Below are 12,837 nucleotides of genomic sequence, written 5' to 3'. Positions count from 1 at the left end.
TCCGCAGTCTTACATCACCTCGCAAGCTGCTGGGTCGTGCGCCGGCGGAGCGAATCCGGCACCCGCGCAGGGAGCGGACGCGTCCAGTCATCGGCGGCCATGATACCGGCCGATATCCTTGTCGTGGCAGGCAGCATCCAGCGCATGTAATATGGCGCGCTCCTCGCTCTCCGGAAGTCTTATGTAGCGCTCCAGATACGGGTTCAGCGCGGTAAAGCGGACGATGCCGTCGCTGCCGAATAGGCGGGGCATATAGAACCAGAGATCCCGTAACGCTTCATATGGTGTGACATGCAAAAACCGTATGACGGTCTGTGCTCTCGCTGTCGTGTTGAAGGTCCGATCGACTGCATTCTGGATTGCCAGATCGCGGCCCACGTGCTGGTCGATCTCCCGATCGAAGTAGGAGAAGAAGGTCCCCATCGTACCGTCGAACCGGGCGAGCGGATTGCAGAAAATCCGCTCCACACCGACGACGGTCGGATACTGCCAGGCATTGAAATAGCAGATGGCGTCCAGCACCAGTTCATCCGCCGCCGTGCGGGCGGGAAGGTCGGAAAACGTGCAAAAGGGCGTGGGGTGTCCCAGCGACAGAGTCGATCGCTGCTTCTTCGTCTGCGCGAGGTACGTGATTAAAGGGTCCAGACAACCTGGCCGCCAGTGCGCGCTGAACATGACCTCCAGCGCTATCGCGCAGTTCGCGGCTAACTCGCCTAGCTCGCCGAGCTGCTGCCGGTCAGCGCGCTGCAAGGCGCGATGGAATCCCGCCTGGGCATTGGGGACATCTCCTCGCGCCAAGGCAAAACACGCGTGGGCAGCGGCCGCGTAAGGCATCAGTACGGCGTAGTCTGTATGGTGCTCGAACGCCGTGCTGGCCAACTCGAACGCGGCGGAGCTCACTCTCCTCTCGTTGAAGAGCGCCCACAACGATCTGAGGGGCGCGCATTCGCCCGGCACGATCTCCCCGACGGCTTTCCAATGGCAATCGACCAATAGCAGGAAGGGCGAGTCCGCTCGGTCCGGATCCACGACATCGAGCAGGTCCGATGACATCAATTCATTGAACAATTGCAGATGGCTGCTGATAAAGCGGGCCCCTTCCGGATCCTTTTCAGGATCCTGCAACATCTCATAGTAGTAGCGAACCGATCCCAAGAACTGCGCGGGATTGCCAGGCGCGAGCCTGAGCAGGCGTCCAAGGAAGCGCTTGACGGCAATGCCCGCGACATAGGCAGCGCGCGCCTTGGAGACCACGCTCGCTAACAACACAGCATCGGTCTGGGGGCGCAGCTCATCGCCAAGCGCCTTAAGCTCCCGATTCATAGTAGTCAGCTTCTTGTCCGATCGGGCATCGAGTTTGTTCAATGCGTTGCGGAAATCGGCCGTTGAGACTTCACCTTCTACATGTAGCTGCGCCCTTACCGCTTGCTTGACGCGCCTCACGGCGTCGTAGTCGCCGTCCCCGAATGGCGGTAGCAGATCCGGAATGTGGAATAGCGGCGAAGACGGTCCGTACCAGTCCTTTCCTCGCCAAAGCAGCACTGCCACCTGCGGAAATACCCATCCTGTCAGGAAATATGCGAGCCCATGTAAATGGCTGCGCCTGCTGAAGAGAGCCCTGCCCCGCAGATGCGACAGCAGCCCTTCGTACTGGCGAAAGCAGCTGTCCAATTTGGTGGCCAACTCCGGCGCTTCACCGGCTAGCAGCATCACCAGTTCATCCGCCAATCCGCGGTTTTTGGGGTGGGGAGTCTTTGTCGCGTAGCGTGCCTGCTTGACGATCCAGGAGCGCGCCGTCGACAGCTTCCGAGCGGGCGAGTCTGCCAGCCCGAATCCAACGGCCAATTCCTCGATCAGCTCTGCGTAGGTCGGGATCGTCGCGAATCTGTTATCTGCCGGCGTATTCATCGCCTCTTGTCCTTTCCGGTTCCCGAAAAAACCGCAGCCATCTAGCATCGGCCTTCCCGAGTGGGACGGCGATTCGCTGCTTCATACGGGGAGTTTTTCTTTATTTATCAATCGTAGGCGCGGCGTGGCCTTCGCCTTTTGAACAATTGGAGTGAGAAGATGCCCGATATTTTAATTCCCGACGAAGCCGACTCCAATCCAAACTCGGAGCAGACCGAGCAACTGGAGCAGGCCGTCGCCGAGATGCAGGAAGCGGTATCACACTATCGAACGTGCGCCGGCGATATCGACGACGACTTCAGGAAGGTGAATGAACACCGCCGGCTTAGTCTCGACGACCTGCCGTACGGCGAAGAGATGGTGCGCACGAAGGGGTTGCCTGCAAGCCTGTGTCATGCAGCCCGGTTGCTCGAGCCGGAGTCGGTCTCGATGGCCGCATTCAACGAGGCACGCGCCATTGTGATAGAGGCTCACGAGACCTTGGAAGATTGCACGTCGCTTCCCCCGGATACGTGCGAGCCGGACTGATCGGCCAGCGGGAGTGACGGCGCAAACCTGTCCGCAGCGGTTTGCGCCGCGGGCGTGGCGTTATGATTGTGTGGCGATTCGGGAAGGAACCAACCGGGACGGTAAGTCGCACAAGCGACAGTTCTTGGCGATGTCTTGCCTGCTGACGGGCATGGCCGGACCTCTTGTCCATCGCACAACGTGGAGTGTCGCCAACGCAGCGGGACATCGCTATTCGCCCACATCGCGCAATGTAAATCCCCGAGAAACACGCTCCCCCAAAGCGGCCTGTCGCGTAGGAGCGCAATTGGCGGCCGCTTTCTGCCGTCTCTTTGCGTCCGACATCCCACAAAAACATGAGTCGGCAAGCTATTGCTTAATATACAACTTAATTTGGGGACGCAAGGCAAAGCCTTACCAGACCAAGGTGCCCCTACCCGGAAATTTACATGGAAGTCAAAGCCGCACCTACGGGGCTGTACGGGCTGAATTGGCGTCTTTGCTTCGCTCTACGACTAGGCAGCACACTGCGCCGCCTCCGTGGTCGGCCAACTGATCGCGATCGATTGTTCTGCGCGACGCACTTCGGTGCGGATCTCTGTATTCGCTCCCAACTATCGGCTAAGGTAACGTCATAACTGCGTTAGGAGGGGATTTCATGCCATTCGTGTTTGTTCACGGCGTCAATAATCGCCAGGATACCGACTATCTGCGGGAAGAGAAGGTGCGGGCGGCTTTCCTCACGGAAATCGTCGCCCCAGTCGTCGGTATCGATCCAGCACACCCGGTATTCGCGCCGTATTGGGGCGGCGCTGGGGTCAGCTTCTGGCGCGACCTGGCGGTGATTCCCAAAGGCAGTGAGGTCGAGACATTCGGACCGGATGAGAACGAACTGCCGCCATCGCTGGGGATTGCGGTGGCCGAGGGCGCCGTGCAGACAGGAGACACACTGCACGCCCTAGCGCGCAAGCATCCAGATGTGGCGATCGATCTGCTGTTCGATGCCCTTATCCAGGATGCCAAAACCGATGCGGACATCCTGGCCGTGGCCAAGGCGTATCAACTGGCCCAGGATCGCCTGGCCGATACGGGAGAGCCCTGGCTGGCGCAGGCCACGAAGGACGATGTACTGGACCAGGTCCTCGATGTCATCAGTCCGCAGCAGCCCACAGGCAAGGACGAGACCTTTGGCGGCGCCGGCTTCTGGGCCAGGCTGGAAGAAGGTGCCAAACGGCTGAAGCTGCTGGGGCCGGATCAACTGTCCCACGCCATCGTCGGCCGTTCGCGCCGGCCCCTGACCCGCAAACTCGCCACGTTCATCGGCGACGCCTTCCGCTACCTGACCGAACGGGAGGATGGCGCGCAGCCAGGCCCGATTGCTTCGACCGTCCTTCAGACACTTCAGCAGGCTGCAGCACTCTCGCGCGAAAAGAAGGAGCCCTTGGTGGTCATCAGCCACAGCTTCGGTGGCGAAATCGTCTACGACATCCTGACCCACTATGCCAAGGACTCAGACCTGGAAATCGACGCCTGGGTAACCGTCGGCTCGCAGGTCGGCCTGTTCGAGGAGATGTCGCTGCTGTGGAGCAGTCCCGGTCGCGTGGACCGTGCAGCAACCCCTCGCGAAGCCATCGCATCTCCGACGCGGGCCAAGCGCTGGCTGAATATCGTCGACACCAATGACGTGCTGGGCTTCCTGGTCCTGCCGGTCTTCACCGCGGCCGTGCCCGACACAGTCCATGACTTCAAGTACAACACCGGCTACCCCGTCACCGGCGCGCATTCCGGCTACTTCAAGTGGCCAAGCTTCTACAAGCGGCTGGCCCAGCGCTTGGAAGGACAATGATACGATGACACAGATTCGACTGCGCTCCAGCGATGAGACACCGGGCACGCATGTGCTGATCATCGGCGTCGGCTACTACCGCCATCTGCGTGGTGGCCCGGAACCCCGCAACGGGGTGCACCTCGGACTCAATGTCCTGCAGTCGCCGCCGATCTCTGCGATGCACTTGGCGCGCTGGGTAGTCAACGGCAATAGCGCACCAGGCGGCGGCCTGCACAACCCGAACTCGCCGCTGACGACGCTGGAGATCCTTGTTTCTTCGGAACAGGGCGAGCAACTCAACGCGGCCGGTGCCGTGCATGACATCGAGCGGGCTTCGCTGCCCCTAGTCCAGGCAGGCTTCGACCGCTGGCTCGACGAGGTGCAACGCCACCCCAACAATGTGGGCGTACTGTACTTCTGCGGCCACGGTGTGATGGGCAATGGCCCAGAGCACATCCTGCTCCTGGATGATCACGGCGCCAATCGCAATCGCCCTTTCCAGACCGGTAGCTTCGATCTGTCCAACACGGTGCGCGCGCTCTGGCGGCAGGTGCCGGCGCAGCTCTACGTCTTCATCGACGCCTGCCGTACCTATGACCGGCGTGTGGGTGAACGACTCGGTTCACGGCCGGCGGCGTTGTTGGACGATGGAGCCTCCTCGGCCAACGTCAATCGTGGAACGACCTGGATCGAATCCACCACCGAAGGCGAACCGGCCTACGGCGACAGCAACGGAGTCTCACGCTTCACGGCTGCGTTGCTGCAGGCGCTGGGCGGCTACTGCGGAGCCCCGCAGCCCGGCACACCGAACTGGCTGGTCAATGGCAGCGCGCTTACACAGGCCATTCCCAAGCTGCTGGCCATGGTGAACAAGGAGCGTGGCGGCGAGCCCCAGTCCTGCACTCCACATCCCTCCGGCGCGGTGGACGTGCCGCTGCACGTGACGACCGCGGCGCCCAAGGTCAAGGTGGAGATTGAACTGACACCAGAGGTACTTCGCATCGTCAGCAGCTACGAGATCCACAACCTTGTCGATTCCACGGTGCCGCCGCTCACGGGAGGCCTAAGCGAGGGCATCTGGCGCACCGAAGCCAACAAGGGCATGTATGAAGTCCGGATTGCTTCCGTGATGCACCAACCCTATGCCAGCGGAGCACAGTACCTCGAGCCGCCGCTCTACCACCTGCCCGTGGAGGTCCAGCCATGAGCCAGCAGCGTCTGCAAATCCACCTGAACGTGCGTGGCGAGCGCGGACACTTCCCGTCCTTCCTCCCTGTGAACGTCATCGACGCACGCGGCCAGGTGCTCAGTACAGGCACGGTCAGCACAGCACGCGCTGCGCAGTTGCGCTACGAACGAGGCGAGGCACCGCTCTTCGTTCGACTGACCCTGCCCAACGGCACCAGCGAGACGCGGCCACTCCAAACGCCTGATCGCATGTGGCGCGACGAAGTGGCTTTCAGTATTGGTGACGACGCCGCAACTTCCGATTGGATGGCATGGTCAGCGGTGCGCCTGGATATGAAGCGGCACGGTGGCGCCTTGCTCAGCCAACCAGGCATGAGAGAAGCTTGGTTCCAACTCTGGGAAAAGACGCCTGATTCCTTGCGCTGGCGGCAGATCCCCATGGACGAGCAGTTGACAAGCCTTCCGCACTCACAGGAAGCGATTCAACTGGAGCTTCGGCACTCACCCAACCCACGTGCATTGGTGGTGCGCCTCGACAGTGACACGCCACAGGTCGTGTCACTTCCCAGTGCGCAAACCAGCGTCCTCGTAACGTCGTTGCGGACCCTGTCGGGCGTGGTGACACCGCGGGTGGTGGTGGGCAGTTATAGCCCCAATGCCGAGGCCATCATGGAGTTCCTGCGTGCAGGCAAGCTCAGCCCGGTTGAATCGATGCTCGATCCCGGTAGTGACTTGGCGCATCGGCTGCTGCAAGACAAGATCACGGATCCCATTGCGGCGACGGCCGCAGCCTATTACCTGCTGCGCAAGCGCGATTGGGATCGCTTGCCCGCTCGATGGTTGGACAACCTGACCCGATGGTATGAAGGGATCCCCGATGCGAAGCTGATTCGCGCCACAAGCCAGATCGAACGTGGCATGCCCATGGACGAGGCAGCCAATCTTGCCGTCGAAACGCTGTCGCCCTTCCTGGATCACGGCATCCCGTTGTTCGCGGAGGCCAGCTCGCTGCTCAGCGACCTCCTCGCACTGGCCGAGAAGGCAGAGCGGCCGCTGAATACGCACACTGCAAAAACGCTGCGAATGATGCTCGCTTCCTCCCGCCCATTCGGGCTGAGCTTCGGTTTCGCGGGGAAGGCGCCCGACAAACCGATGTCGGCTCACCAGGCCTTCGAGCGGCGGCAAGAGGTGCGAGGTGGCCAGCTACTGGCTGAAGCAGTTCGGCAGATGGTCGTCCTCACGGACTTCGAGACTGTGAGACTTCCTCCAAGTTTGGACAACGAGACAACCCGCCGACAGCTTCGCATTGCCGCGGAAACACTTCGACTGGGAGTCGACGTGCTGGAGTCCGTGCCGCGGCAAACGGTGCCAGGCAGTGCGGCGAAGACACTGTTCCTGCAGAACGTGCTCGAGACAGTGCCGCAGATCTCGTCGCCCTGACAGGTCCTCCGCGCAAGCTCTCGCCCTCCACGCTCAGTACTCGGTAGCCGCCAACCTGGCCATGGCAGGCCGCCCTCAACGAGGCTGCCGTGAGGACGAGAGGCTGGCGCCATGCGCTTCCCGGTACTCCCGTGGCAAGCAACGCATGGCCCACTTAACGGGGTATCTTGCTACGTTTGGTCACTTCAGCCGTTTCGCTAGATCCTCAGCACGAGGATGGTAGTACCGCATGAGCATACGCGGGTCACGGTGTCCGGTAATCTTGGTAAGCTCGTGCATCGGGAATATCGACGCCAGCCGGGAAGTCGCCTCATGGCGAAGATCGTGGAACCGGAGATCCGCCAGATAGGATTTGCTGGGCACCTTCCCAGCGTCTTTGCATTCGGTTAGGTAGCTGGACCGCGCACGCTCAACAGCCCGCTCGAAGGCGCGCGTTACCGCATCGCCACGGATTTGGAAGACCCTGCCATCGTCTTCACGCATCTTGGCAGCTTTTCGTTGCTCCTTGAGCACTTCGACGGCGCGTGTCGATAAGGGAACGTCTCTGGAACTCCCATTCTTGGTCTCCGGGAGATGTGCGACCCGCCGACGTAGATCGACGTGCTCCCATAGGAGGTCGACGATTTCCCCGCGTCGCATAGCTGTTTCGACGGCGAGCCAGATAATGGCAGGCAGCAAGTCCGAACCACTTGCCGCGACGACGCGCTCCAGCTCCCCCGCCTCCGTTTGGCGAGCGGACGCTGTGTCTGCTTCGGCAGCAACAATCCGGCGGGTGCGCGCATTGTTGGCGTGCGGCTTGCGCACGAGCTCGACGGGATTGAGCAGGCTTTCCATACCCCATTCCTTTCGAGCGATGCTGAAGACATGGGAGAGGACTGCGAGGCGCCGAAGCACGCTGGCCGGCTTCAGCGGAGAATTGGCCTGTTTCAGCCAATCGTCCCTCAGTTTGGCAATGTCTGCGCTCCGCACCGATGCCATCGGTCTGGACGCGATGGCCGTGCTCTTCCAAGTGCGCAGCAGTGATGCTTCCTGGGCGTATCCCTTCTTGGAGGCGGCGATTTCGCGGTCGTACCGGTCGAGCGCTTCGGCTAGTGTGGTCGACTCTGCTTCGGCTCGGCTGACGAAGACGCCGCGATCAATCTCGGACTCGATCTGTCGGGCCCAAGCCTCGGCTTCAGCTCGCGTATTGAAGGTCTTGATCTGTACGGGGTAGCCCTTGCGGCGAACGCGGGCCTGCCACTGAAGATCGCCTCGACGGGTGATAGATGCCATTCACTGCTCCTCAAGTGCTGCGCCCCAGCCTTCGACTGCCCGAGTGGCGCAAAATTGGCGCAATAAATCGAATCTACCAAACAAAAAGGGCCTAGCCATCAGCTAAGCCCTTGATTCTATTGGTGGAGCGGATGAGGATCGAACTCACGACCTTCGCATTGCGAACGCGACGCTCTCCCAGCTGAGCTACCGCCCCACGACGCGTCGATTCTAGCACAACGTTTTTTTCTTTTGCGACGCCCAGCTACGCCGCCAGAAGTCACTTCGACGGCGCGCCGGCGAGCACCCAGTCCACCACCGTGCGGATATCCGCATCGCTCATTGCCGGGTGCGACGGCATCGGAATCGCGCCCCAGACGCCTGAGCCGCCGTCCTTCACCTTCTCCGACAGTTTTCCCGGCGCCTGCGGATCGCCCTTGTACTTGCCGGCGATCTGCTGGAACGATGGCCCGACGAGCTTGTGGTCGACGGCGTGGCATCCCATGCACGCGTTGCTGCGGGCGATGGTCATCCCGCGCGGAGCATCGGCAGCAAAAGCGGCCGTCGATGCCATGACGTACAGCCCCAATCCGATACACGCGGCCGGCACGCCACGCTGCAAACGAACCACTCTCTTCATTGGCTCGCCTTCGGATTGCCGGGCTGCACGGAGGTCGAATTCGTGACCGGCGCGGGCGCCTGCGTCTCGAGCGGACGCGAACTCACCGACGAATCCGGCACCGCGCCGGTCGTGGCTTCTTCAGAAGGCGGCTGCGAGGCGCCCGGCGCACTCGCCGACGAAGCTGCCGCAGCGTTCGCCGCCGCGGCTTCCTGTGGCTGAATGTACTGGAACACCTTCACCACCTGCGCGACACCCGGCACACGGCTCGCGACATCGGCGCCGCGATTGCCTTCGTCGGCGGTCACAAGCCCCATCAGATAGATATTGCTGCGTTCGCTGACCACCTTGAAGTAGTTCGCCGAGATGCCCTTCTCCGCGATCAGTGCCGATTTGACCCGGCCTTCGAGGTACGTATCGTTGGTGCGCGACGAGAACGCACTTGCCGGCGCCACGGCCAGTTCGTTGATGATCGCGTTCACGTTGTTGATATTGCGCACCACAGCCTCGGCCTTCTGCTTGTACGTGTCGCTCGGCACTTCACCGGTGATGAGGACGCGTCGGTTGAACACCGCTACGTTGACATGCGACGCGTCCGGCACGTTATCGTTGATCTGCGACAACGCCTTGACCTGGATTTCCCGATCTTCGGTCTGCGCGCCAAGCGTGCGCCGGTCGGTCGCGACCAACGCGCCGCCGCCCGCTGCGCCCGCCAGGGCCAGCACGCAGCCCTGCAATGTCGCCGCCAGTCCGGCAGCCAGGCTAACCACCAGCGTGGTCCTCGCAAGCGTGTTCTTGACGCGGTTTCCGCTCATCAACCCGTTCCCCTTCGAAATTAGTCTTCGCCCAGCAACATGGCATCGATGCCGTCGCACAGGCAGTGGATGGTTAGCAAATGCACTTCCTGAATGCGCGCCGTACGATCGGAAGGTACGCAGATTTGAATATCGGTGTCGGTCAACACTTCGTTCATCCGTCCGCCGCCCTTGCCGGTCAGCGCGACGACGATCATCTCGCGCTCATGCGCGTCTTCGACAGCAGCCAGCACGTTCGCCGAATTGCCCGACGTAGTGATCGCGAGCAACACATCGCCGGGCTGACCGAGCGCACGCACCTGCTTCGAAAAAATCTGCTCAAACGAATAGTCGTTGCCAATCGCGGTGAGAACCGACGAATCCGTGCTCAGCGCAATCGCCGGGAGACCAGGGCGCTCACGCTCGAAACGGCCGATCAGTTGGGCCGCAAAGTGTTGTGCGTCGGCTGCCGAACCGCCGTTTCCGCACGCGAGAATGCGATTGCCATTGGCAAGCGCGGCGAACATCGTGTCGACCGCTGCGGCGATCGGCATCGACAGGGTTTCAAGTGCTTCGAGTTTGACCGCCGCACTGTCGCGGAAGTGCTGTTGAATGCGTTCGACTGACATCGAGTCTCTATCTTGTGCCGCAAGGTTGGTACTGCGACGAGGCCGCAGCGCACGCGGCTTGTTCGTAACGATGCAAAGGGCTTCGGACATGCAGGCTGCCCGTCGCGTGTCCGACGTCGCACGGCCCCGTAACGGCCCGCACGCGTCCGCAAGTTTAGCGTACTCACGCGAGCGTCCGGAACGTACGTTCACACTTCATCGGCACGAAACGCGTCGCGCAACCATACGAGCCTGCCCGCCTCGAACGCGACGACGTCGAAGCGGCACGCGACTGTACCCGCTGTTCGCGTCATCAGGAAGTGCTGTGCGGCGTGCACGATCTTCCGGCGCTTCTGCCAGCCGATACTCGACGCTGCACCACCGTAGCCACGCCGACTGCGGGCACGCACCTCGACGAAGACCAGTGTGCCGTCGCGCTCGCGCATCACGAGATCGAGTTCGCCGCCACGACACAACACATTGCGAGCGACGAAGCGCAGACGTTGACGCCGTAGGAACTCCAGCGCGCGCGCCTCGAACGCTGCTCCGACGTCATTGGACCTACCGTGTCCCGAAAAGTTGTCGGCAGCGGCGCCACCGGCAGCGGCGACCGATATGCCGCGCGCCGGCTCCGGCGCGCGAACCGCTGCGTGGCACAATGTCGGCCTTGTTCTGTCTGTCTGCGTCTTCTGCCTCATGACTCCTCTCTCCGAACTCGCGCAAGCGCAGCACTATCCTGCGGCCGCGCTGTATGTGGTGGCGACGCCGATCGGCAATGTCGCCGACATCACAGTGCGCGCACTGCACGTGCTCGGGCTGGTGGACCGGATCGCCGCCGAAGACACGCGCAACACAGGACAACTGCTCTCGCGTTATGGCATCTCGAAGCCGCTCGTGGCCGTGCATCAGCACAACGAGCGGGCAGCCGCGCAGCGTGTAATCGAGCATCTGCAGGCGGGCGAACGCGTAGCGTATGTCTCTGACGCAGGCACGCCCGGCATTTCTGATCCTGGCGCGAAACTCGTCGACGCCGTGCGCGACGCCGGCCTGCCTGTCATTCCGCTGCCTGGGCCAAGCGCTCTCGCAACCGCACTGAGCGCCGCCGGCGACTGGGTCGAGACGTTTTCGTTTCTCGGCTTCCTGCCTTCGAAACCAAAGCAACGAGCGGCCGCGCTTCAGCAACTCGCCGCTCACACGCACGCGATGGTGTTCTATGAAGCGCCGCATCGCATCATGGAAACAGTGCAGGCCCTCGCCGATGCATTCGGTGGCGAACGCAGGCTGCTGATTGCACGCGAACTAACGAAGTTACACGAAGCGCTGCACCCGTGCACCCTGGCCGAAGGGCCAACGTGGCTCGAGGCCGATCCCAACCGTCAGCGCGGCGAATTTGTGCTCGTGGTGGAAGGCGCCAGACCTGAGACGGCGGGCGAAGCCGATCACGACGCGCTACTTGGCATCCTGATGGAGGAAATGTCAGTGAGCAGTGCAGCGAAAGTGGCCGCGGCCATCACCGGTGCATCACGCAACGCGCTTTACACGCGCGCTCTCGCGCTCAGAAAAAACTAAGGGCCGCACGCAGCGGCCCTTCCTCAGTCACAACCGGTTGACGGACGGATCGTTCAGATCCCGACATCGGCTCTCAATGCATCCGGTAGACAACGCGCCGCCGGTTTTCCGTCACTTATCTGCAGATGAGTTCGACGCCAACGTCTCATTGATTTCCGTCTTCGCTTCCTGCTGCGTCAGCCCTTCGATTTTCACGCGCGCCGTGCCGAGGTGCTGCATGCCAATGGCCTTGGCGGCCGCATACGACAGGTCGATCACGCGGCTGCGGACGTACGGCCCACGGTCGTTGATCCGTACGACAACCGAACGCGAGGTGTCAGGATTCGTCACACGGACGTACGAGCCGAGCGGCAGCGTCTTGTGCGCGGCCGTGAGGGCGTGCATGTCGTAGCGTTCGCCGTTTGCAGTGCGGCGGCCATGGAAGAATCGGCCGTACCAGGAAGCGCGGCCCGTCTGATGGAAATCGGAAACGTCGGTGCCCTTGTCAGAGAGCGGTTCGGCGTTGGCAAGCAACGTGCCGTTCGCGTCGCCCGACGCGCCCGTTCCCGCGCCGTACGCCTGAGGCGCACCGGTGCCCGCCAGACGCGCACCCTTTGTGGGCAGCGACGCGCCTCCGGTCTGTTCGGCCGGGCCAGGGGGCATCGCGCACCCTGTCAGCACTAAAAAGGCAAAAAGACTCCCGATACGTCGAGCTAGTCGGACATTCATAAGACGTTTTTTCGTTGTCGAGCCGCATCTCGCAGCCAGTTGCTACGGATTGCATGCGACTCCGGCGGCCAAGGCAAAGCGAAACGCTGCGCTATGCGCAGAGCTTCGAAAGCCCGGATGCGACACACTCTGCCGCTACCGCACGGTTAGTTTTCACGTCTGGCGCAACCTGTCCCCGGCAGCCTGACCAGACCCCACAAGCCGCCATCGAACGTGGCAATCACGTTCTTGCGTCCAGAACGCAGGACGCAGGAACAGCGGCGTAGGCCCCATCCAGCAGCACGGCAGCAAGGCCGTTGCAGACGCGTTGCGTCTGGCTGGACAAGACGTGCGCATCGACCGCAGTCGATGCGTGATTTGCCGTCGAACACCGACGGCACTTACTTGATGACGACCAATTCAGCCACCCCAAAAAAG

Annotated in this window: 12 protein-coding genes and 1 tRNA gene; 5 read left to right on the top strand and 8 right to left on the bottom strand. The window is 62.0% G+C overall.

Features of this window, described 5'->3' with window-relative positions; translation table 11 throughout:
• Positions 1–87: 87 nt before the first annotated feature.
• Positions 88–1,908: a hypothetical protein gene (locus B0G77_RS07590; protein WP_133661561.1), complete on the bottom strand. Its 1,821-nt coding sequence runs from the start codon at positions 1,906–1,908 to the stop codon at positions 88–90.
• Between the two features lie 159 nt (positions 1,909–2,067).
• Here B0G77_RS07590 and B0G77_RS07585 point away from each other — a divergent pair, with 159 nt between their 5' ends.
• From B0G77_RS07585 to B0G77_RS07575, 4 genes are all read left to right on the top strand, one after another.
• On the top strand, positions 2,068–2,436 hold the full coding sequence (locus B0G77_RS07585) for a hypothetical protein (protein ID WP_133661560.1): 369 nt from the start codon (positions 2,068–2,070) through the stop codon (positions 2,434–2,436).
• 637 nt (positions 2,437–3,073) lie between these two features.
• Positions 3,074–4,261, top strand: a complete 1,188-nt coding sequence (locus B0G77_RS43085) for a hypothetical protein (protein WP_166656123.1) — start codon at positions 3,074–3,076, stop codon at positions 4,259–4,261.
• Between the two features lie 4 nt (positions 4,262–4,265).
• Positions 4,266–5,450: a caspase family protein gene (locus B0G77_RS07580; RefSeq protein WP_166656122.1), complete on the top strand. Its 1,185-nt coding sequence runs from the start codon at positions 4,266–4,268 to the stop codon at positions 5,448–5,450.
• Positions 5,447–6,871 carry a hypothetical protein gene (locus tag B0G77_RS07575; RefSeq protein ID WP_133661558.1) on the top strand — a complete coding sequence of 475 codons (1,425 nt, stop codon included), beginning with the start codon at positions 5,447–5,449 and terminating at the stop codon, positions 6,869–6,871. The genes B0G77_RS07580 and B0G77_RS07575 overlap by 4 nt, the downstream gene beginning before the upstream one ends.
• A 180-nt stretch (positions 6,872–7,051) precedes the next feature.
• Here B0G77_RS07575 and B0G77_RS07570 read toward each other — a convergent pair whose 3' ends face one another.
• The 6 genes from B0G77_RS07570 to B0G77_RS07545 all read right to left on the bottom strand — a co-directional run bounded on the left by B0G77_RS07570 (position 7,052) and on the right by B0G77_RS07545 (position 10,841).
• Complete coding sequence (locus B0G77_RS07570) at positions 7,052–8,143, bottom strand: site-specific integrase (RefSeq protein ID WP_133661557.1); 1,092 nt, start codon at positions 8,141–8,143, stop codon at positions 7,052–7,054.
• A 120-nt stretch (positions 8,144–8,263) separates the two neighbouring features.
• Positions 8,264–8,339 (bottom strand) — tRNA-Ala (locus B0G77_RS07565).
• Positions 8,340–8,402: 63 nt separating this feature from the next.
• A complete protein-coding gene (locus B0G77_RS07560; RefSeq protein WP_243751108.1) occupies positions 8,403–8,696 on the bottom strand; it encodes a c-type cytochrome in 294 nt (97 codons plus the stop codon).
• Positions 8,697–8,758: 62 nt separating this feature from the next.
• The gene (locus B0G77_RS07555; RefSeq protein ID WP_133661555.1) at positions 8,759–9,556 is read right to left on the bottom strand and encodes a BON domain-containing protein; all 798 of its coding nucleotides are present in this window, start codon (positions 9,554–9,556) and stop codon (positions 8,759–8,761) included.
• 20 nt (positions 9,557–9,576) lie between these two features.
• Positions 9,577–10,164 carry a phosphoheptose isomerase gene (locus B0G77_RS07550; protein ID WP_133661554.1) on the bottom strand — a complete coding sequence of 196 codons (588 nt, stop codon included), beginning with the start codon at positions 10,162–10,164 and terminating at the stop codon, positions 9,577–9,579.
• Between the two features lie 188 nt (positions 10,165–10,352).
• Positions 10,353–10,841, bottom strand: coding sequence for a YraN family protein (locus B0G77_RS07545; protein ID WP_133661553.1), 489 nt, complete (start codon positions 10,839–10,841; stop codon positions 10,353–10,355).
• On the opposite strand from B0G77_RS07545, the gene rsmI reads away from it, so the two are divergent.
• Positions 10,840–11,712: a 16S rRNA (cytidine(1402)-2'-O)-methyltransferase gene (gene rsmI / locus B0G77_RS07540; protein ID WP_133661552.1), complete on the top strand. Its 873-nt coding sequence runs from the start codon at positions 10,840–10,842 to the stop codon at positions 11,710–11,712. The two genes, B0G77_RS07545 and rsmI, sit on opposite strands and share 2 nt — an antisense overlap.
• A 111-nt stretch (positions 11,713–11,823) precedes the next feature.
• On the opposite strand, the gene B0G77_RS07535 is transcribed toward rsmI, so the two are convergent.
• Positions 11,824–12,420 (bottom strand): septal ring lytic transglycosylase RlpA family protein, encoded by a 597-nt coding sequence (locus tag B0G77_RS07535; RefSeq protein WP_133661551.1) that lies wholly within the window; start codon positions 12,418–12,420, stop codon positions 11,824–11,826.
• Positions 12,421–12,837 lie beyond the last annotated feature (417 nt).

This window comes from Paraburkholderia sp. BL10I2N1 (genome assembly GCF_004361815.1).
In the GTDB taxonomy this organism is placed as follows: domain Bacteria; phylum Pseudomonadota; class Gammaproteobacteria; order Burkholderiales; family Burkholderiaceae; genus Paraburkholderia.
Note: the sequence above shows the minus strand (reverse complement) of the source record. Positions and strands in the feature narration are given on the sequence as shown.